General features: G+C 65.3%; 11 protein-coding genes. 4 read left to right on the forward strand and 7 right to left on the reverse strand.

Going from position 1 to position 22757, the window contains the following annotated elements; all coding sequences use genetic code 11:
• Positions 1–99 precede the first annotated feature (99 nt).
• Together HG421_RS13725 and HG421_RS13730 are read left to right on the forward strand one after the other, a co-directional pair.
• On the forward strand, positions 100–1518 hold the full coding sequence (locus HG421_RS13725) for a M28 family peptidase (RefSeq protein WP_169706844.1): 1419 nt from the start codon (positions 100–102) through the stop codon (positions 1516–1518).
• 52 nt (positions 1519–1570) lie between these two features.
• A complete protein-coding gene (locus tag HG421_RS13730) occupies positions 1571–2623 on the forward strand; it encodes a LacI family DNA-binding transcriptional regulator (RefSeq protein ID WP_169706845.1) in 1053 nt (350 codons plus the stop codon).
• Positions 2624–2745: 122 nt separating this feature from the next.
• On the opposite strand, the gene HG421_RS13735 is transcribed toward HG421_RS13730, so the two are convergent.
• The 3 genes from HG421_RS13735 to HG421_RS13745 all read right to left on the reverse strand — a co-directional run bounded on the left by HG421_RS13735 (position 2746) and on the right by HG421_RS13745 (position 11675).
• Complete coding sequence (locus HG421_RS13735) at positions 2746–4380, reverse strand: glycoside hydrolase family 6 protein (RefSeq protein ID WP_429001924.1); 1635 nt, start codon at positions 4378–4380, stop codon at positions 2746–2748.
• A 745-nt stretch (positions 4381–5125) separates the two neighbouring features.
• Positions 5126–8062: a TonB-dependent receptor gene (locus tag HG421_RS13740; protein ID WP_169706846.1), complete on the reverse strand. Its 2937-nt coding sequence runs from the start codon at positions 8060–8062 to the stop codon at positions 5126–5128.
• A gap of 142 nt (positions 8063–8204) precedes the next feature.
• A complete protein-coding gene (locus tag HG421_RS13745; RefSeq protein WP_169706847.1) occupies positions 8205–11675 on the reverse strand; it encodes a glycosyl hydrolase 2 galactose-binding domain-containing protein in 3471 nt (1156 codons plus the stop codon).
• Between the two features lie 217 nt (positions 11676–11892).
• On the opposite strand from HG421_RS13745, the gene HG421_RS13750 reads away from it, so the two are divergent.
• A complete protein-coding gene (locus HG421_RS13750) occupies positions 11893–13857 on the forward strand; it encodes a glycoside hydrolase family 97 protein (RefSeq protein WP_169706848.1) in 1965 nt (654 codons plus the stop codon).
• 506 nt (positions 13858–14363) lie between these two features.
• Positions 14364–15647 carry a neprosin family prolyl endopeptidase gene (locus HG421_RS13755; protein WP_228331654.1) on the forward strand — a complete coding sequence of 428 codons (1284 nt, stop codon included), beginning with the start codon at positions 14364–14366 and terminating at the stop codon, positions 15645–15647.
• Positions 15648–15712: 65 nt separating this feature from the next.
• On the opposite strand, the gene HG421_RS13760 is transcribed toward HG421_RS13755, so the two are convergent.
• From HG421_RS13760 to HG421_RS13775, 4 genes are all read right to left on the reverse strand, one after another.
• Positions 15713–17203: a carboxylesterase/lipase family protein gene (locus tag HG421_RS13760; RefSeq protein ID WP_425533326.1), complete on the reverse strand. Its 1491-nt coding sequence runs from the start codon at positions 17201–17203 to the stop codon at positions 15713–15715.
• Between the two features lie 20 nt (positions 17204–17223).
• Positions 17224–18123, reverse strand: coding sequence for a TrmH family RNA methyltransferase (locus tag HG421_RS13765; protein WP_169706850.1), 900 nt, complete (start codon positions 18121–18123; stop codon positions 17224–17226).
• A complete protein-coding gene (locus tag HG421_RS13770) occupies positions 18120–19613 on the reverse strand; it encodes an alanine/glycine:cation symporter family protein (protein WP_169706851.1) in 1494 nt (497 codons plus the stop codon). The genes HG421_RS13765 and HG421_RS13770 overlap by 4 nt, the downstream gene beginning before the upstream one ends.
• Before the next feature lie 373 nt (positions 19614–19986).
• Complete coding sequence (locus HG421_RS13775) at positions 19987–22662, reverse strand: M1 family metallopeptidase (RefSeq protein WP_169706852.1); 2676 nt, start codon at positions 22660–22662, stop codon at positions 19987–19989.
• Positions 22663–22757 lie beyond the last annotated feature (95 nt).

Consider the following 22757-nt stretch of genomic DNA (forward strand, 5'->3'; position numbering starts at 1 on the left):
CGTTGCGCGCTCGGCGCAGAAGGATGACCTTTCGCACGCAGACGGGGGACCTTGCGCTGATAAGCTCGGGGTCCCCCTTGTCGTTTGGAGCCGCCCTGCATGCGTCGCCTCGCTGTTGCCATTTCCGCCCTGCTCGCCTGCGCGTCCGCCTGTGCTGCACAGACCACCATCCCCGACAGCGCGCTGCGCACCGCCGCGCAGCTGCGCGAGCAGGCGCTGGCCGATGGCACCGGTTTTGCGGTGGTGGAATCGCTGACCACCGAAGTGGGCCCGCGCATTGCCGGCGGGGACGCCGATCCGCGTGCGGTGGCCTGGGCAAAGGCCAAGTTCCAGTCACTGGGCTTCGACAAGGTGTGGACCGAGCCGGTGACCTTTCCCAAGTGGGAACGCCGCAGCGAGCGCGCCGCCGTGCTCGGCGCACATGCGCAACCGCTGACGATCACCGCACTGGGCGGCAGCCCGGGCGGCAGCGTCGAAGGCGAGGTGGTGCGCTTCGAGAACCTGGCCGCATTGCAGGCCGCACCTGCCGGATCGCTGGCCGGCAAGATCGCCTTCGTCGACTACCAGATGGTCAAGGCGCGCGACGGCAAGGATTACGGCAACGGCGGCGCGGTGCGCAGCAAGGGGCCGTCCGAAGCGATCCGCAAGGGCGCGATCGGATTCGTGATGCGCTCGGCCGGCACCGATTCGCATCGTGTGCCGCATACCGGCATCACCCGGTTCGATGAAGGGCTTACCCCGGTGCCCGCAGCGGCCTTGTCGGTGCCCGATGCCAACCAGCTGGCCCGCCTTGCCGCCCTGGGTGCCACGCGCATCCGTCTGGCACTGGACTGCGGCTGGGACGGCACGGCCACCTCGTACAACGTGATCGGCGAGATCACCGGGCGCAGCAAGCCCAAGGAAGTGGTGGTGATCGGCGGGCACCTGGACTCGTGGGATCTGGGCACCGGCGCGATCGACGACGGCGCCGGTGTGGCGATCACCATGGCCGCCGGCCACCTGATCGGGCAACTCAAGCAGGCACCCAAGCGCAGCATCCGCGTGGTGGCCTTCGCCAACGAAGAACAGGGCTTGTACGGCGGCAAGGCGTATGCCGCCGCGCACGGCGCCGATGCCAAGGACATGGCGCTGCATCAGATCGGCGCGGAGAGCGACTTCGGCGCCGGGCGCATCTACGCGTTCAACACCGGCGCGGCTGCGCCAGAGGACTCGCGGGCAGCGACCAGGCAGATCGCCGACGTGCTTGCGCCGCTGGGCATCGCGTATGAGCCGAGCAAGGGCGGCCCCGGCCCGGATGTCGGGCCGATGTCCGCCAAGGGTGGCGCCTGGGGATGGCTGGCGCAGGATGGCACCGACTACTTCGACCTGCACCACACCGCCGACGACACGCTGGACAAGATCGACCCGAAGGCGCTGGCGCAAAACGTGGCCGCCTACACCGTGTTTGCGTATCTGGCGGCCGAAGCCGATGGCGATTTCGGCAGCCGCGCGAAGGGCGTGCAACCGCCAAGCGAGTAATCTGGGAGCGCAGCACTGCGTTCGCGTTTCTACTCCAGGACGAGCACACACGATGGTGGCCAAACGGCAACGCAGTGCGAACAATGCGGCGACCTTGCTGGACGTCGCCAAACACGCCGGTGTGTCGCCGATGACCGCATCGCGCGTCATCAACCGGCACCCGCATGTCGGCCAGGACATGCGGGTGCGGGTGGAAGCATCGGTGCAGGCCTTGGGCTACCGGCCCAATCTGGCCGGCCGCTCGCTGCGTACCAGCGGCCTGCTGCGGATCGGCGTGCTGTACAGCAACCCCAGCGCCGCCTATCTCAATCAATTCATGCTGGGGCTGCTCGAGCAGAGCAGCCTCAATGGCAGCCAGGTGCTGGTGGAGAAATGCGGCGCCATCCGCAGCCAGCGCGCCGCCACCGAACGTTTGCTGGCGGCCGGGGTGGACGGCGTCATCCTGCCGCCGCCGTTATGCGACTCGCGCCAGACCATTGCCGAGCTGGATGCGCGCGGCATTCCTGTCGTGGCCGTGGCCAGCGGCGCGCCGATGGCGCAAATCAGTTCGGTGCGCATCGACGATTACCAGGCCGCACGCGCCATCGTCGATCACCTGATCGAACTCGGTCATCGCCGGATTGCGCTGATCAAGGGCGATCCGAAGCACACCCCAAGCGCGCTGCGCGCCAACGGCTATGCCGACAGCCTGCAGGCCGCCGGGCTGGCGCTTGTCGACGACCTGATCGCCGATGGACTGTTCACCTATCACTCCGGCCTGCTGGCCGCACGCAGCCTGCTCGCCCAGCCGCAGCCGCCGACCGCCATCTTTTGCAGCAACGACGACATGGCCGCTGCCGCGGTGGCCGTTGCCCACGGTCTCGGCCTGCGGGTGCCGGAGGATGTGTCGGTGGCTGGGTTCGACGACACCCCGGTGGCGACCACCATCTGGCCTGAACTCACCACCGTGCATCAGCCGGTCACTGCGATGGGCCGTGCGGCGGTGTCGCTGCTTGCCGATGCCATTCGACAACGGCGCAAGGGCGATGCGGCCGCCGGCGTGCATCAGGTGATGAAGTACACCGTGGTCAAGCGCGGTTCGACGGCGGGGCCGTCTGCTGGGTAATGGCGATTCCGGGGGCTGGTATGGTCTAGCGCATCAACGACACGGTGACGACCAGGCCGACACGTAGCTAGCCCAGCCGCCACCGCCGCAGGGCACCACCGTACTGGTGCCCTGCGCGCTCATCACTTGCCTGGCCGCGCGCGCACGACTGCCGATGGTGCACGCGTTCCTGCCACGCCGTTTGCGCTCACCACGTAGTCGTAGCTGGCTCCATTGGTGACCGACTGATCGAGGTAGGACGCAGAGGCCACATTGGCGTCGACGGTCACGAAGGCCCCCGCGCTGCCGGCACGCCGCTGCACGGTGTAGCTGGTTGCCCCTGGCACCGGCGACCAGCTGAGGCGGACCCGAGCATCGCCGCCCATGGCGGTGAGCCCACGGGTGGCGCCCGGTGCCACGCGTGGCGTCGTCGACGCGACGGCTGCGGCACTGGCCGTTGCGATCGCCGGATACGCATTGTTCACCAGCTCGACGAACTGGTTGTGGAACCAGGCACCGGATATGGGCGCATCCGGGAACGCTCCGGTCAACACGCCGTCGGCCGTGGTGTAGGTGGGATCGCACATGCGATCGAAGCCCTTGCCCTCATTGTTCGGAATGAGGGTGCTGGAGCCATCGGACTCGCCCGGCGGCTTGACCCAGGCATAGGCATCCAGATGGGGGCCCGGCGCCGCGGTCGGCAATTCGCCGATCCCCGCGCCCTTCTGATTGCACCAGTTGCCGCGATGGAACCGGCGATCGACACGACCGGAGTTTACATAGGTGTTGATATCGCTGCCGGACGCACCGGCCGGGCGATTGGGTCCGCCCCAGCCATTGCGGCCCGTATCGACAATAAACCCGATGGTGCTCGGCCAGCCTGCGCTGACAAAGCCGCTATACAGCGCCTGGGTAAAGTCGGTTTCGTCGAAATACGGATTCCATTCGTAGTATTTCGACGACTTGATCGGCTGCCCGTTGATGCTCAGCTCGGGATTGGGAAGATTCGGCTCGTTCAACGGGGTGGTATTGGCGGTATTGGTGACAAACCCGTCCACGCTCGCCAACCCGGAATTGGTGCCCTGCACGACCCGGGTATACAGCGAAATCGATGGGCCGCGATTGCTGTCCCAACCCAACCAGCCGGAGTGACCGATATCCAGATAATTGTAGGTATTGGGGATGGCATGCAGCTTATTGAGGGCGTACTTGATGCCCTCTTCGTAAATGCCGGTGGAACTGGCCAGGGCGCAGCGCATGTCGTTCAAATTGGTGACCAGGTTCGGCAGGCTGTCCGGCTCGATCACATTGACGATGCGAATATCCTTGTACTTCGGATCGGCGAAGATCCCGGCAATCACGTCGATATACTCTTTCTTGTAGCGCTCCAGCGCTGCCGGCGTCAGCGGCAACTCGCCGTTGGACGCCAAGGCATGGCAATCGCGGCCCGGCAGATCGTAGATGACGAAACTGGCGGTGATCGGCGTATTGGCCGTTTTCTGGGCCAATGCAGCATCCAGGTGGCCGCGCAGCCCCAGCCGCCCTGCGTTCTGCGAACCGCCGCCGATCGCGGCGATACGATCCAGCCAGACCGCGGTGGGATAGGTCTTGACCACGCCCATCTTGGCCTTCAACGGCACGCCTTTGACCTTTGCAATCGATGCATCGACCTTCCTGGCGTAATCCGGATTTACATAACCGGTGGCGCCCACGAAGGGATTATCGACATGGACCTGCGCGCAGACCGTCGCGACCAATAGCGGATTCACTGCCAACAGCGATAGCGCCATCGTGCGCTTGAAGTGACGGCCGATGCCTTTGCTGGATTTCATGAGATTCACCTTGAGGATTGGATGGTGTTTATCGACACGCATTGCAGCACTGCCTTTTTGGCCTGCGGTGTTCCTTTTTTCAGAGCGCCCATCAGAGATGTCCGGAGCCACTCGATGACGCTCCGTCAGCGTCCCGCCGAAGAGTCGTTGCGCGGCAATAATTCAGCGACACCCAGACAGAAACCAGGCCGTTGGCCTGCCTGCATTCCGGGACGATTCGCCTAAGACCTCAGATTCCTTGGAAGCCAACACGGTCGCGTCGAGATAATCGTTGCGACGGTTGCCTCTGCGATGTTCGGAGTATCTCCAGGGAGCGAATGAGCGAGCAGCATGGGATGCTGTGCCTGCGAACGGGGTGGTGTGTTCGCCATGCGGAAACTACGCCGCATATCAGCTATAAGCAATCGTCAAATATTGCGTTTGGGCACAGATCCAGCGACTGTCCATGGCGACATTTCAACTGCAGGCATTACGCCGCAAATCGATGTGCCACCGCGCACAAAAAAACGGCCACATCGCTTCCCGACGATGCGGCCGAATGGGAGGGCGCCCGACGTGACGTCGGACGTATTGCAGCGCCGGACAACACCGGCGACGGGAAGAACGCGCAATGACCGCTTGGAGAGGGACGACAGAAGACCATGTGCGACACGACGCGGGAGTGCGCCGTGTCGCACATCGGCACATCGGATCAGAAGCGCAAACGCAGACCAGCGTAGTAACGACGCTCGAAGATGTTCTGGTCGTAGTAATGGTTGGTCCACTGCGCGTAACGGCGCTCGCTTTCACCGGTGAGGTTGGTGGCCTGCGCGTACAGCGTCAAATGGTCATTGACGTCATAGCTGAAGGAGGCATCCAGATAGCCGACATCGTCGTTCCAGATCGCCAGCTCGTCACCCCAGGCACCGCTGTTGATCTGACTGAAACGCTTGCTGCGCCAGTTGTAGGCCACACGCGCCTGCAGCTTGTCCTTCTGGTACCACAGCACCGCATTGGCCTGGTGCTTGGAGTTGTCGCCGATCGGAAGCGTATTGCCCTCGATATCGGTGTTGTCGGTATCGGCGTCGGAGAAGGTGTAGTTGATGTTGGTACCGAAGCCGCTCAACCAGCCCGGCAGGAAGTCGAACGCCTGCTGATAGCCGATTTCAAAGCCCTTGATCTTGCCGCCACCGCCGTTGACGATGCGCTCCACCGGGCCACCAAGCCGTACCACACCGTCGGCATCGGGCTGCGGCTCGATATTGGTCACGGTGGTGGGGAACGACTTCACGTCGATCAGGAACGCGCCCACGCTGACCAGCGACGCATCGGAGAAATACCATTCCCATGAGGCGTTGTAGTTGGTGGCGCGATAGGGATCCAGATCCGGATTGCCTGAGCGACCATTGAGGAACAACACCGCATCCGACGGCAACGCCGGATTGCGTGGCGGTGTCCCGTTGACCGCATAGAAGCTCACCAGGCCGCGGCCGAGATCGGGCAGGTCCTGACGGGCCACCGCCTTGTTGTAGGCAAAGCGCAGCTTCTGCGCGTCGGTCAGGTCCAGCGACAGATTGGCGGTGGGCAGCACGTCGGTGTACTGACGGTTCAAGCGATTGGTGCCGATGGCCGGGCTCACGCCGTTCCATTCCACATTGCCGATGAACACATTGCCGCTGCTCAGATACTGATCGATCGCCAGCTTGGTCTGCACGATGCGCGCACCGATATTGGCCGTCCACGGCAGCGCGCTGCCGGTGCCGCCTTCCAGGTTCGCCAGGAAGTATGCCGCGGTGCTCTTTTCTGTGACCTTGTACGAGTCTGCCGCCTGCTGGTAGGCCACGTTGCCCGGGTACAGGCTGTTGAGATAGGCCACCGGGTCTTTCATGACCTGCGGATTGATCGCCGGCAAGCCCTGGCTGCCCAGGCCGGTGACCCTGAGCGGATCGAAGTCGTTGAAGTAGGCCCAGTAGCCGGGGATGGAATTGAACGGCAACAGCCGCGCCTCGGAGACGCCGCTGCAGGTATCCACGATCAGCGGATCCTTGAAGTAGTACAGCGAACGGTTCGGGTCGGCGCAGGTGGTCGAGACCGGCGACAGGTAGCGATAGGTATCGAGCTTGACCTCGCGCTCACCGTAACGGATACCGAACTGGAAGCCGCGCACCACGCCTTCATCGAACTCGAAGGTGCCGTCGGCGCGGAATGCGTCCATGGTCGCTTCGATCTTGTTGCCCTGCGCCCAGGTGGACATCAGCTGCCAGTTGTCCGGGTTGGAGACATCGGTGCCCAGGTTGACCGCCGGGTAGGTGCCGCGGAAATCCACTGAGGCGTCCACCGTGGGCAGGCCATTGGCGTTGGCCCATTGGGTGACGCCGCCGGCCCGCGTGATCTGATCGCCGCGTGTCACCACCGCATCGGCACGCGCCTCGTCGTAGGTGCGTTGCGCATCGCCGTGTACCCAACGGAACGACGCACGGAACGGGCCGCCATCATCGAAACGCAATTCCAGATTGGTGTTGAGCGAATCCGAATCGGCGACACCGGCCATCGAATGCGCCTGGAAGCGGTTATAGCGGAACTGGCCGTATTCGAGCACGCCGTTGGAATCGACCACCGATCCCGGTTGCAACTGATTGGTTGCCCAACCGGTATGCAGCTGCGCGGCCACCGAGGTGTCGTGATCTTCGAGCTTGGTGTAGGCCGCGTCGGCCAGCACCGTCCAGGAATCGTTGATATTGAACTGGAACGAGCCGTTGACGCCGGTGCGCTGGCGGTCGGTGCTGCGGTTGTCCAACTCGGTGGCGACCCAGTTGTAGAAGTAATCGCGCGGCAGGTTGGACGGATCGGTATTGCTGCCGATGCGGCCGTCGCCGTTGAAATCGAAGCCCACATTCTGCTCGGTGGATTTCTGCGCGCCGTTGGAATATACGCTGGGATGCTTGTTTTCCAGGGTGGCATCGGAATACGACACCGCCAGCAAGGCACCCCAGCGCTCGGTGCGGAAGCTGGCCAGGCCCGAATACAACTCGTTGAGTTCCTGCACGCGATCGCCGTAGGAACCCTCGGCCTGGCCACTGAAGGTCCAGCCTTCGGGCAGGTCGAACGGGCGTCGGGTTTTCAGCGAGACCGTGCCGCTGATGCCGCCATCCAGGTCGGCGGCGGTGGGCGACTTGATCACGTCCACACCGCTGAACAGCGTCGGCGGGATGTCGACGAAGTCCGGCTGCGCGCGGCCGATGTTCGGTTGGCCGAACTGGTCGCCACCACCGGCGCTCAGATACAGCTCGCCGTTCATGGTGGTCTGCACCTGCGGCATGCCGCGAATGTTGAGCTGCGAGCCCTCGCCGGCCGATCGCCGGATCTGCACGCCCGGCACGCGCTGCAGCGAGTCGGTGATGGTGACGTCGGGCAACTTGCCGATGTCTTCGGCCGAGATCGAATCGATGATCTGCGCAGCAGTGCGCTTGTTCTCGATGGCCTCGGCCTGCGCGCCGCGCACGCCCTTGACCATGACCTTGTCCAGTTCGGTGACGCCGGCGCTGCTGCCGGCGTCCTGCGCGGCGGCCTGCGTGGCCACCAGGGTGAGTGCCGCCGCGAGCGCGGCGACCAGCGGCGTGTGACGGGTACTGCGATGTAGCTTGTTCATGGTCCCCTCCCAGGGATGACGACACTGCACGACCGTTTCGAATGGCAATGCCGGGGGGCATTGCGGTGTTGGCTGACGCGCGCCATCGCGCGTCACTGCAGAACGCCATGCAATGGCATGGCGTGGCAACTTGCTGGCGCGATTACGGGGACCCGCTGACCGCGCCGCTCGATGGTTCGACATTCCAGCCGCGCACTTGCAGCGTGGCATTGCGCAAGGTATCCGCCGATGGCCCGCGGATCTCGATCTCGCGCTGTTCGCCCGGCACCAGGCTCAGATAGTTGTCGCTGTAGTACGCCGGCAGGATGCGCTGGCCTTGCGCATCCACCAGGGTCAATTTGGTATTGAGTGCGACCTGCTGCGATGGATTGCGCACGGTGGCGTGCACCACCGGTTCGGCGCCATCCTGCAACCGCGTGGCAAGTTGCACCGGCACCGCGGCCAGCGCGTTGAGGCCGCGCATGGCAGAGGCATCTCCGGCCACCCAGTAGAAATTGCGCGAACGCACCACCGCATCGCGGTCGAGCAATTGCAGCCGCACGAATCCCAAGCCGTTGGTGTCCTTGAGCAACGGTGCCAGCTGCAGCACCGGCGCCGAGACCGCAACAGGCGCCGCCTCCACGGCCTGCTCGCGTTGCTGCAGCAGGGCGCCATTGCTGCCATAGACCTCTGCGCGCACGCGCAGGCCACGCACCGGCGTGCTGGCGTTGTTGACCACCACCACCTCGTGGCCCGGCAGGTTCATCTGCACATGCAATGTCTCTGCCGCGTTGCGCACGCCGTAATACGCCGCATGGGTGTCGTAATCGTGGCTGTAGATCTGCCACATGTTGCTGGGCCATGCCGGATGGCTCATCCACAACAGCCGCCCACTGTTCCTGGTCCACAGCTGCGCATTGAAGCCTTCGAAGATGGCGCGGTGGGTGTCGTAGTTGAGCAGCTGCGCCTTGCGTTCGAAATCGTCCAGGCTGGTCGGCGCACCCAGCTTGTCGGTAAGCGAGCGCATGAAGCTGGCGGTGTCGCCGTTCCCGGACTGGTGCCAGTCGTGATACGCCCAGGCGTCGCTGATGGGCCACTGGTCCTGCGCCACCGGGACCGAGGCCTTGAACGACTCCAGGGTGGAGAACGATGGCGTGCCCACCTCCACTGAAAAGCCCTGTGCCAGCGCATTGAAGTAGGCCACCGGCTCCCGGTAGTTGTACGGACCGCTGCCCTGCAGGTTGACCTGATTGGAGCTGCCGGTATACCAGCGCGTGCCATCGAGCTCGGCAACCAGCTTGTCCAGGCCTTCGTTGAGGATGGGTGCGGGAACGCCTTCGTTGCGTCCGAACCACAGCACGATGGAGGGATGATTGCGGAAGCGCTTGATCACGTCGGCGGCGTTGTCCAGGAACAGCGCCGCATCGGCAGGCTCCATGTTGTAGTTCTGGGTGGATTGCCAGAAGTCGTTGAACACCAGCATGCCGTATTCGTCGGCCAGCTCAAAGAAACTGGCCTCGGTGTTCTGCCCCACCCAGTTGCGCACCACGTTGAAGTGCGCGTCGCGTTGCAGGCGGAAATACGGCTCCAACCGTTCGCGCGAGACGCGCTTGCGCCAATCGTCCATGCCCCAGTTGCCACCCTTGACGGCAATGCGCACGCCATTGATGCGGATGGCCAGGTAAGGCGCCAACGCGTCATCGTTCAAGGATGTCACCGCCGGCGAGGCCTGCGCACCCGGGTAGAACGACTGCGCATCGCCGCCGGGCACCGGGCGAATCGCGCTATGACGTGCATCGACGATGCGTTCGCCACGCAGCCGGGCCTTGTTGAAATCCACCAGCACGCGGCGCAGTGCACCGTCCTGGTCGAACAACGACAATTCATAGCCGACTTCACGAATGCCGAAGCGTAACTGCTGCGTGTCCGAGCGAACACCGGCCACATCCACGCCCACCTGCAAGGTATACAGCGCCGGTTCGCCATAGCCGTTGGGCCACCACAGGCGGGGATTGGCGATGGCCAGTTCCGGCGTATCGGCCGCGGTGAGCGTGAGCGTGGTACCACCGGCCGGCACATCGACCTGGCGCTGGATGCGCACATCGCCCATGGTCAGCTGCACGGTGCCCCGCACTGCCGTGGCGCTGTCGTTGCGCAGCGGCACATTGATTTCAAGGTCGGCACGCCGGTGATCCGGGGCCAGCCGGGTCGTGACCACCTGGGTGTCGCCAAGCACCACCGGCCCGGTGGCGTGCAGCTGCACGTCCTGCCACAAGCCGGCATTGCGATCGCGTACCGCCGGAATCCAGTCCCAGCCTTCGCTGGCGATGAAGGTTGGCCCATCCAGCGCCTGCACGCCGCCGTTTTCGCCCACGCCTGCGGTCATCGATTGCTCGTGCGCAATGCCCGGATGCGGCGGCGGAGAAACGCGTACCGCAATCACATTGCGGCCGGCCTTGAGCTGCTTGCTGACATCGAAGCGCCCACGTGCGAAGGCACCGCGCGTGCGCCCCACCTGCGTGCCATTGACCCAGACCTCACCGGCATAGTTGATGCCGTTGAACAGCAGTTCCAGCCGCTTTCCCTGCGCTGCCGCCGGCAGATCGAAACTGCTGCGATACCACCAGTCCTGCCGGCTCAGCGATTCGGGAATGGCCATGTTGTTGAGACCAATATCCGGATCCGGATACACGCCGCGATCGACCAGTGTGGTGAGCACCGTGCCCGGCACGGTGGCCACGCGCCAGGCCGCAGCAGCGCCTGCGTCATCGCCGCGCGACAGGCTGGCGCCGGTGGCCTGCGCCAGATCCGCTGCGGCAGCCAGCTGCCACGCCCCCACCCGCCACGCCGCTGCATCCAGGGGCTGCAGCGCGGGCGTCTGCGGTATCGGCTTGGCCACTGGTGCAGAAAAGGCCGCCGCACTGCGTGGCAGCGTGGCCGGCGCCTGCGGTGCCACCTGGCCGGCCATCTGCTTGACCTGCACCTGCCAGGCCGGCGAGGCATCTTCGAAACGCTGCAAGGTCGCGTCAGGCGCGCTGGACGCAAGTTGCGCGACAGCTGCAGCATCCAGGGCGCCCGCATGCGCGAGGAAACCGGCAATCTCGCCACCGAAGTGCTGCGTATATGCGGCAGGCTGTTCGCGTGGGCCGAACATCAGCACCGGCGCGACCGCACTCCGGCGTAGCGCGCCACTGGCCACCCGACGGCCGTTGGCGTACAGCGTCAACTGCCCGCCTTGCGCCACCGCCGCGACCTGTGTCCAGCTACCGGCACGCAGTGCCTGCTTGCTGCGCAGCACGGTGTCGGCGCCCTGCACGAAGCCGAGCCTGCCGTTGTCGATGGTGAAATAGCGGCCTGCGGCTTGCGGCTCGCCGAGACCGGCGATCAATGCCGGGCCTGCAGTCGCACGCGAGGGGCGCACCCAGCCGGACACGCTCCAGTCTGCGTCGGCGGCCAACAACGGTGCATCGGCGGCAAGCTTCTTCGCCAACCCCATTCCGCCCGCCAGCACGCGGACATCGTACGGGCCGGACGAAGGCACATCGGCAGGCGCAGCCTCCACTGCAGCCCACGCCATGCAACCGCACAACACCCACAGCGCTCCACGGCGGAACGCCTTACGAACCATCAGCATTAGAGGCCTCTCCCAAGCTCTACTGCCAAGCAACGGTGGACACCACCAACATGCAATCGGCAACACGTCCATAGACATGTTGGGCATTGCGTTCGGTCGTGCCGCCCGTGGCTGCCGCCCCTGTTTCAGCGGCCATGGTGCGAGGTAACGTTACCCCAAGGCGATATCGACGACAACCGTTCTGCGTTAGGGTGGTCGCTCCCAGGAGGAGGGAACCATGCGAAACCTGATTCAGTCCGCACTACCCGTGGCGTGTGCCTTGCTGTGTTTTGCCGCTGTACCCGCGTCGGCGCAGCGCCTGAGCGTGCAGTCGCCCGATGCACGTACCCAGGTGGAATTCACCCTGGGCGAGGGCGGCGTGCCGAGCTACCGCGTGCTGTACCGCAACACGATCGTGCTCGACGATGCGCCACTTGGACTGGATCTTGGCAAGGCCGGCACGCTCGGTCGCGGCATGACCGTGCAAGGCAGTACGACCGACACGCACGACAGCCGCTTTGCATTGCCGGTCGGCAAGACCCGCCAGGCGCGCGACCATTACCGCGCGTTGCGCGTGCAGCTCTCCGACCCGCAACAGCGACGCCTGGATATCGAACTGCGCGCCTACGACGAGGGCGTGGCACTGCGCTACGTATTGCCCGATGCTGGCGATGTGCGCATTCGCGATGAGCTCACCAGCTTCGCCTTTCCGCGTGATTACGCATGCTGGACATTGAACCTCGGTCGTTTCGGCACCAGCCACGAGGGCGAGTACGACGCCATCGCGGCGTCGAAGTTGCGCCCGCACAATCTGCTCGAGCTGCCACTGGTCTGCCAGACCGATGCCAAGGGCACCACCCTGGCGATCGGCGAGGCGAACCTGCGCGATTACGCCGGCCTGTATCTCACCGGACGCGCCGACGGCGGGCTGGGTGTATCGGCAAAACTGTCGCCGCGCCTGGACGACCCCAAGCTGGCGGTCAGCATCGACGCGAAGGGCCGCGATTTCGCCACGCCCTGGCGCGTGATCATGCTGGGCGACACCCCGGCGAGCCTGATCGAATCCAACCTGATTTCCGCATTGAATCCGCCGCCGGCGTTCGATGCGCGCTGGGTGCAACCAGGCAAGTCGGCCTGGGACTGGTGGTCGGGCAGCCTGGCCAGCGGGGTGGAGCACCCGGGCATGAACACCGCCACCATCCAGCGCTATATCGACCATGCGCAGCAGTTGAAGCTGCAATACATGCTGATCGACGACGGCTGGTACTACGGCAGCACCGGCGACGGCCAGTACAACGCCGGTGCCGATATCCGCCGCCCGGTGGCGGACCTGGATCTGCCAGGCCTGGTGGCGTATGCGCGCAAACGCGGCGTGGGGCTATGGCTGTGGGCACACTGGCGCGCGCTCGATGCGCACATGGACGACGCACTGGCGTGGTACCAGCAGCTTGGCATCAAGGGCATCAAGGTCGACTTCATGGACCGCGACGACCAGCAGATGGTGGACTTCTACCATCGCCTGTTGAGCAAGGCGGCCGAGCACAAACTGCTGGTGGACCTGCATGGCGCCTATCACCCGACCGGGCTGACCCGCACCTATCCCAATTACCTGACCCAGGAAGGCGTCCTGGGCGCCGAGTACAACAAGTGGACCACCCGCATCACCGCGACCCACAACCTCACGCTGCCGTTCACGCGCATGCTGCTCGGGCCGATGGATTACACGCCGGGCGGTTTCCGCAACGTGCGCCCGGCCGACTTCAAGATGCAGCACATCGCCCCGCAGGTGATGACCACGCGCGCGCAGCAGCTGGCGATGTATGTGGTGTACGAAAGCCCGTTCGCGGTGGTGGCCGACAGCCCGGAGCAGTATGAGAACGTGCCGGCGGCGCAGTTCCTGCGCGATGTGCCGGCAAGTTGGGACCAGACGCTTGCGCTGGACGGTGCGATCGGCGAGCACATCGTGCTGGCGCGGCGCAGCGGCAAGAACTGGTATCTGGGTGCGATGACCAACGAACAGGCACGCACCCTGGAAGTCCCGCTGGCGTTCCTCGGCAAGGGCAACTGGACGGCCACCATCTACGCCGATGGCCAGGCGCCGACGGAGGTGCGTATCGACACCCGCAAGCTCACACGTAACGACAGCTTGCACCTGCAATTGGCTGCCAACGGTGGAGCTGCGATCAGGCTGCAAAAGAAGTAAGAGCAGACATACTCAAATTGAAGTGACCGTGCACACCTTTGCGCATCGGCAAAGCGCCGTACGCAAGGGTGTGCATGACCATCGACACGGCATCCGCGTAGTGCATTGCGCTTGCTCTGTGCCTGATGTCACGCAATACGTATCTGCCAATCCATTTTTTTCCTAGGCAGCTAGGATGCGCAGGCCTTCAACGCAGGCATGCGCCACCGAACGAACTTCGGGACGCGGCTGCGGACTGAAGGCACTGCCGCGCATGGTGCGCCGCATGCAGGCAGTTTCGTTCCGGCGCCAGGGGAAAACATATGACCTTCCGTTCTCATCGGCCGATATCGATCAGCCGCGCTATTGCTGCGCTTTGCGTGTGTGCACTGGCTCCCACCGCTGGCGCCGCCACGCTGCTACCGCCATCGATCTCGGCAAGCAGTGACCGCAGCATCGACGCACTGATGCCCCCCTTGCTGCGGACACCCGCCACCGTAAGTGTCGCGTCTGCCCAACGCGATGCGATGCGCACGTCGTTGTCGGCATCGCGTGCATTTCCGCAAGTCACGCGCGACTTCAAGGATTTTCTGGATGCTCAGGCGCAGCTCAGTTACGCCACCCGTGGCGCTGCGGCCAAGGTCAGCGACCCCACCGCCTTCGCCGAAATGCAGCGTTATCTGTTCAACCGTTACAACGGTTTGACCGTGCTGCGCAGCGTGCAACAGGACGGCAAGGTGTTCGATTGCATTCCAAGTGCACAGCAGCCCGCCTTGCGCGATGGCAGCACGCCGGCGGCGCCGCCCACTCTCTCAAGCAACACGGGTACAGCGACGCCGATCGATCCGCCGCAACGCTGCGATACCGGCAGCGTACCGCTCGAACGCATCGGCCTGGCCGAGATGAGCAAGCATGCGAACCTGCGCAGCTTTCTGCGCGGCACCACACCGCGCGCGATCGCACCCAGGCAGGCTGACGCCATGCCGGCGGCGCAGGAGGCAGCACCGATAACGCATTACTACTCCAGCGTCTTTCTGGATACCGCCGGCACATCGGTCACAGGCGCAGGAGCCGACATCAATCTGTGGGCGCCCGCATTACGCTCCCTCAACGAGATACAAACCATCAGTCAGATATGGATCGTTGGTGAGAGCACAAGCAAGCAAACGCAAACACTCGAAGTGGGCTGGCAGATCCAGCCAGGCGCAGGTTGGGGCAACAAGCCCATCGTTTTCATTTATTCCACTCAGGACGCTTACATCAAGACAGGTTGCCACAATCTGGATTGCAGCGATTTCGTGCAGACCAGCACGCGAAATGTCCTGGGCGCTCAGCCGGCCGCCGGGTTCAGCATTGCAGGCGGCAAGCAGACCATGCTGGGCGTGGAATTCCAGAGGAATACCGACGGCAACTGGTGGCTTCGCCTGGACGGCGAATGGATCGGCTACTACAAGGCATCATTGTATTCGGGCGATCTCGCCAACGGACGCGTTGCGTACGTGAGCGCAGGCGGCGAAGTCTCGACCAACAGTGGTGTAGCCAGCACACGCATGGGGAGCGGCCAGTTCGCAGCAGCGGGCTATCGCCAGGCCGCATTCCAGGCCAACCACTTCTACCGCGATGCGGCGATGGTCACCCATCCCGTGCAGCGCCTGTCGTCGCTGAGCGTGGAGCATCCGTCCTGCTACACGCTGGCGATGGCCGGTTACACCTATCCGTATGCACTGGGCGCTGGCGTTACCCGCACCACCTTGTCGCCGGAAATGCAGAACGGCGGCTTCTACTTCGGCGGGCCGGGCTGCGCACGCTGAGTGAGTTGAGATGAGTCGATCGCGCGTGCCGTTTCGGTGCGCGCGATTTCAGCAGGCACGATCGCTTACGGCAAATCCACGCCTGCGCACACGGCCGGGCGGGCATCCTTGATCTGCTGCACACCCCGCGCATCGAACTGCAGCGCGGCATGTTTCGGTGCAAAGGCAGGCCACGCGGGCAGGCCTTTGGCATTGGGATTGCCACGCTGCACGAATGCCGCCCAATACCGTTGCAGGCTCACCGGTGGCTGGCCGATCGGCAGGTTCTTGAACAGGAACGGCAGCTCGGCGCTATGGGTCACCTGCCCCCCCGGCGCGGCGGTGTCGAACACGTAATGCCATACCGGCACACCGAGCGCGGCCTGGCGCTGGGCCACAGTCACCGCCGGGCAACGGAAGGTGAGGTCGGTGGACAGCTGCATGGCCGCATTGCCCTGCCGCGCCGCGCGCTGTTCGGCGTTTGCGCGTTGCCTCTGCAGCACAGCATCGGCACGATCGGGATAGTCACGGCGCAGGCGCGCCTGCGCGCCCTGCTCGCCGCCATAGGTGAGCTCCTGCACCACGTAACCGATCAGCAGCGGCACCTTGGCTTGCGCACCGCTTGCCAACAGCTCGGCCGGCGCGCGCGGCAGCACGCGTCCATCGACCACCGCCTGCAGCCAGATATAGCCATCATCGTCCAGCGCCGGCACATCCACACCCTGCCCGGCCTCGAGCAGCTGGTCGACCGGCAACGCACGCAACTGCGCCAGGCGCGTGGCCGGATCGTCGATGCCGGCGCGCTTGGCGATGCTCACGCCCACTGCGCGGTTGTCGTCCAGGCTGCGCGCCGGCAAGCCAAACCCGGCGGTGCCGCTCTGTTCGATCGCGGCCGAAAACAGGCCGCGCGCCAACGGGCTGAGCATCAGCAGGCCCACGTCCTGGCCGCCCGCCGATTGCCCGGCAATGGTGACCCGCGCAGGGTCGCCGCCAAACTGCGCAATGTTGTCGCGCACCCAGCGCAAGGCCGCAATCTGATCGAGCAGGGCGTAATTGCCGGCCGCCTCGTTCTCGCCATCGCGCAGCTCCGGCAGCGACAGAAAACCCAGCGCGCCCAGCCGGTATTGCAGCGTCACCACCAGCATGTTCTGCGCAACCAGGTTGGTGGGCAGATGCCCGTCCGCACCACCGGCCACATTGGCGCCGCCATGGATCCAGACGAACACCGGCAACGGCTTGGCCGGATGCAGCTGCGGGGTCTGCACTTCCACATACAGGCAGTCTTCGCTGCCGCGGCTGGCCATGGCGTTGTTCCAGCCCAGCGCGGGCTGCACGCACGGCGTGGCTGCCTGGGTGGCATCACGCACCTGCGTCCATGCGGCGGCCGGTTGCGGTGGCCGCCAGCGCAGCGGCCCAAGCGGCGGTGCGGCAAACGGAATCTTGCGGAACACTGCGCTGCCATCGTCCTGCCACTGACCACGCACCGGCCCGTGGTCGGTCTGCACCTCTGGCGGCTCGACCGGCGACAGGGCAGCAGCATTGCCGGCCATGGCCAAGGCGCAACTTGCGGCAAACATCCAGATACCTGTGCGCATCGTTATGCTCCTGGCAGCGCGCGTGCGCGCCACGCGGCTTGGAAGACAGCGGTAGCGGAAGCCACGTTGAGACTTTCCACCAGGCCGCTGCCGTGGATGGACAACTGCAGATCGCAGTCGCGCGCGAACTGGCGGTCCATGCCCTCGCTTTCCGCGCCCATCACGTACACCAGGCGTTGCGGCAGGCTGGCAGCGAAGACGTCCTGGCCGCCATCGACGAGCGTGGCCGCCACCGCAAACCCGGCGTGCCGCAACTGCGCCAGCGCCTGCGCGGTCTGCGGCAACTGCACCAGCGGCACCGCTTCGGCACCGCCTTCGGCGACACGGGCCGCCGCGCCGGACAACCCCAGCGTGGAGCCGGCCGGCAGCAGCAGGCCGGCCACACCGAAGTGCGCCGAGGAGCGCAGGATCGCGCCAAAGTTGTGCGGATTGCCCACACCATCCAGCCACAGCGCCAGCACCGGGCCCGGCGGCAGCGCGGCCAGCCATTCCTGCAGCGGCTGCGGCGGCACGCGCAGCACATCGGCCACCACGCCTTCGTGGTGCGCACTGGCAGCGAGCTTGCTCAGGTCGGCCTCTTCCACCACGCGGTAGCCGATGCGCTGGGCCACGCACCAGGCCAGCACCGCCTTGAACTGCGGGATGCGCGCTTCGGTCAGGTAGAGCTTGCGCAGCGCCTGCGGACGCGCCTTGAACACCGCCTGCACCGCATTGATGCCGTACAGGCGCAGCTCGCGCGCGGTGTTGGCGTTGGCAGCGGCCGGTGCGGCGGCGGGACGTGCCGCGGGCGCAGCCGGCGCCGGGGCGCGTGGTGCCGCACGACCCCACGGGTTGAGCGGCGTAGCGCCGCTACCGGTGTTGCCGCGTGGCGGTCGTGCGCCACGTCCATCGTGCTGTGTCATCGTTGTGTCCAGAAATCCGCGTTCTTGATGCCAAGCCGGGCCGGATCGAAGACCGGATCCAGCCCCTGGCGTTTTTGTCGTTCGTAGTCCTTCAGGGCCAGCATCGCCGGCTTGTGCAGGATCAGGATGGCGATGATGTTGAGCCAGGCCATGACGCCGACGCCGATGTCGCCAAGCGCCCAGGCCAGCTGCGCATTATGGAACGCGCCGAAGATCACCATGCCCAGGATGCCCAGGCGCAGCAACAGCACGGTAAGCGGGCGGCGGCGGTTGCCATTGACGTAGTTGAGGTTGGTTTCGGCCATGTAGTAATAGGCCATGATGGTGGTGAAGGCGAAGAAGAACAGCGCCACCGCCACAAAGCCCGCGCCCCAGCCCGGCAGCACCGATTCCACCGCCGCCTGCGCATACCCGGGGCCTTCTTCCACCCCGCTCAGGCCGGCATACAGGCCAGGCTTGGCGCCGTCGGGCGCGTACACGTTGTACTTGCCGGTGGTGAGGATCAGGAACGCGGTGGCGGTGCACACCATCATGGTGTCGAAGTAGATCGCAAACGCCTGCACATACCCCTGCTTGGCCGGATGCGAGACCTCTGCCGCGGCCGCGGCATGCGGCCCGGTGCCCTGCCCGGCTTCGTTGGCGTAGATGCCGCGCTTGACGCCCCATTCCACCGCCAGCCCCAGCAGGGCGCCGAACGCGGCATGGCTGCCGAAGGCACTGCTGAAGATGGTGGCGAACATGTCCGGCACACGCTCGGCATTGAGCACCATGATGACCAGCGCCATCAGGATGTAGCCCATCGCCATGAACGGCACCACGATTTCGGCGAAGTTGGCGATGCGCTTGACGCCACCGAAAATGATCACCCCAAGCATGCACGCCACCACGATGCCGATGCCCAGCTTGGCCGCATCGCGCATCGGCAGGCCCATCCACTGCCCGTCCATCGCACCGCACAGGCTGGTGCCGCGGCAGGCGTTGATGGCGCTGTCGGCAATCGCATTGGCCTGCACGCCCGGCATCAGAAACCCGGTGGCGATGATGGTGGCCACCGCGAAGCTGAGCGCGTACCACTTCAGACCCATTGCCTTTTCGATGTAGTACGCCGGGCCGCCGCGATAGCGGCCGTCGGCATCCTTGGTCTTGTAGATCTGCGCCAGCGTCGATTCCACGTACGAGGTGGACGCGCCAAGGAACCCCATCACCCACATCCAGAAGATCGCGCCCGGCCCGCCGAAGGCAATGGCGGTGGCGACGCCGGCGATGTTGCCGATGCCGATACGCCCGGCCATCGACATTGCCAGTGCCTGGAACGAGGACACCCCGGCATCGGACTTCTGCCCGCCCACGGTGAGACGGATCATTTCCACGAACCCGCGTACCTGCATGAAACCGGTGCGGATGGTGAAGTACACGCCCGCCCCCAGGCACATGAAGATCAGCGCCTTGCTCCAGACGATGCCGTTGATGCCATTGATGAGTGCTTCCACGCAATCTCCCCGAGTGCTGGATCGTGAACCCCAGCGACGTGGGGAGTGGGTCGATTCTGGCCGAAAGCGCCGCGCGATGCGACGTCTATGCCTGGTGCCTTGTGCGTGGCGGGTGATGCGCGCTCAGCACGCCATGCCGTGTCGGCTGCGCATGTGCATGTGCATGCCGTGCGCACCATATGGGGCATGGGGACATGCATGCCGCGCCCCTGCGCGACGACGCCCCTGGCATGCGGCCGCCTGGCCAAGCCCGGATCCATGCCGCGAGCGAGCATGGGGTGCATGCGAACGCTGCACCAACACCGGCATGTGCGCGTGGCACATGCCGGTTCGTGCACCAAGCGCGCCCCGTGCGGTCGCGCTGCGTGCCGCCTCAGCGCTTGGCCGTCTGCGCCTGTTGGAGCGCGGCGCACAGGCGAATGCTCTCGCCGGTCTGGGCCAGACCGCGATCGGCACCGCTGAGGCTGGCCAGACGCGGCTTGAAGAACGCCTCCAGGCGGTCGGCCTCTTCGCTGCTGCAGCCACCGCTCGCGCCCAGTGCCGGCAAGCCGCCACCATCGAACGAACCGCTGCGCTGCACGATGCGGTCGAAGTTGGCGGTGAACCACGGCCACATCGATGCATGCGACGCGTGCTCGGCGTGGCCGCGACGCAGCAGGCTCTTCATCTCGCCGACCTTGATTGCATCGGTGAGCGCAAAATCCCGCACCTGCTTGAGCAATGCCGGATCCTGCACCGCACCCAGCCCGTCGATCATCGCGTTGCGCTGCGCCGGGTCGGCATGCGTGCGCAAGGCCGCGATCAAGGCATCCACCGCGGCCGCGCCACGTTCCTGCACGGTCACCGCCAGTGCGCTACCGAGCAGGTCGGGATTGGCTGCGGAGAAGTCCAGCGCGCCGTTGCCGCCGGCCAGCACGGCATCGCCCTGGGCGAGCAAGGCCTTGCGCACCTCGGGATTGCGCAGGCGCAGGCCGAACAGGCTGGCCAGGGAGCTCCGCAGCGCGACATCGTCGACCGACTCGCCGCTGCGCCGCGTATAACCCAACTGGCGCAGGCGCGGCAGGTAGGCCTGCTCGGCCACCTTGCGCAAAGCGCCGCGTTGCGCGTCGGTGCTGGCCTGGTACTGCCAGATCCACACGAAGCGGTCCACCAGCGCGGTGGACACATCGGCCGACGGCGACGGCGCCAGTTGCTTGAGTGCTGCCAGCACCGCATCGCTGTCGGCATCGCCATGGCGGTAGGCCGCGTCGATCGCATCGGCATAGGCGAGCTTTTCGCTGTCGTCGAGCTGGCCGATCTGCTTGCCCAGTGCGGCCAGCTGCTTCTTCGGCAGGCTGAAACGGTAATAGCCGGCACCACGCGCGTTCGGGAAGACCCAGGTGTTGTTGCCGGCACCTTCCAGCACGATGCTGCCGCTGGCGCTGTCCAGCAGCTGGCAGGCAGTACCGACCTGATTCTTGCCCTTGCCGTATTTCACGCACACCGGCACGCCCCACTGCTGCGCGGTCGACCCGGTCGAGCCCAGCGGCAGATACCGCTGCTGCTGCAGGTTGACCACGGTCTTGCCACCGGCGCGGGCCACCTGGGTCTGCAGGTACGGCACGCCCGGCTGGTCGAGGAAACTGCGGAAGGCTGCCTTGAACGCATCGTCCTTGCCGGCCGCGTCGGCGATCGCATCGACCAGGTCGTCGGCAGTGGCATTGGCGAACCTGTGCTTGGCGATATAGGCCCGCATGCCCTCGCGGAACACCTCCTCGCCGACGAAGGCTTCGAACATCGCCAGCACCGCTGCACCCTTCTGGTAGGTGATGCCGTCGAAGGCGGTCTCGATATCGCCATTGCCGGTGATCGGCTGGCGGATCTTGCGTGCGCTGACCAGGCTGTCGTTGTTCATCGCATACTGCGCGCCGCCGATACGATCCAGGTTGGCGTGATACTCCGGATGCAGCTGCATGGTGATCTTCTGCTGCATCCAGGTGGCGAAGGCCTCGTTGAGCCACAGGTCGTCCCACCACGCCATGGTCACGGTGTCGCCGGTCCATTGGTGCGCCAGCTCATGCGCGTTGGTGTTGAAGGAGCGCTGCACGTTCACTGCCGGCGAGTCCTTGTCCAGCAACAGCAGCCAGTCGCGGAAGGTGACAAAGCCCGGGTTCTCCATCGCACCGGCGCTGAAATCCGGAGCGGCCACCAGATCGAGCTTGTCGAAGGGATAGCCGAATGCGTAGTAATCCTCCAGCGCGGCGATGATCGCCGGGGTCTGGTCCAGTGCGGGGGTGATGCGCGGACCCTGCCCCTTGGCGGCAATGCCGCGCAACGGCGTGGCGTTGGGGCGCTGCGGCGTGGCCGGCATGGCGGGCACATCCACCACATCCCACGGACCGGCCGCGTACGCCACCAGGTAGGTAGGCAACGGCACGGTGGGCGCGAAGGTCACTGTCTTCCACCCCTTGCCGGCCGGCTTGGTCGAGGTGGCGATGGTATTGGCCAGCGCCTGGTCGTCCTTGGGCACGGTCAGGCTGATGTCGAAGGGCGTCTTGAATGCAGGCTCGTCAAACCCGGGAAATGCGTAGCGCGCGCTGATCGGTTCCATCTGCGTCATCGCATAGGCATTGCCCTGGTACTTCACCTGATACAGGCCCTGCAGCTGCTGATTGAGCGGCGCGCTGTAGGCGATGTCCACGGTGATGGTCTGTGGCTTGAGCGTGCGACCGAAATCCAGACGCACCACACCGGCCTGCGCATCGGCCTGTACATAGCGCGCGGTCAGCGCCTTGCCCTTGCCGGGCTTGACCGTGGCCTTGCTGACCTTCAGCTCCTTGCCGTGCAACCACACGTGGTCGGAGGCCTGCTTGAGCTGCACGCGAATGATGGTGCGGCCACTGAACTGCGCCTGGTCCGGATCGATCTTCAGCGCCAAACTGTAGCGCTCGGGCACCGCCCACGCCGGCAGGCGTCCATTGGGCAACGGCTCACCGGAGGATTGCGCCAGCGCCGTGCCGCAGCACAACGCAAGAAGGGAAGGAGCAAGCAGGCAGGCAAGACGGCGCATCGGCATTTCCGGTCAGGGTAACCGCCGAAGTCGATCACAGGCGGCAGTGACTGTCATGTGTCCTTCGTCATTGCGCGGCCCAGCCAGCGCTCTGG

Origin of the sequence: Xanthomonas campestris pv. badrii, assembly GCF_012848175.1 — a bacterium.
GTDB lineage: Bacteria > Pseudomonadota > Gammaproteobacteria > Xanthomonadales > Xanthomonadaceae > Xanthomonas > Xanthomonas campestris_C.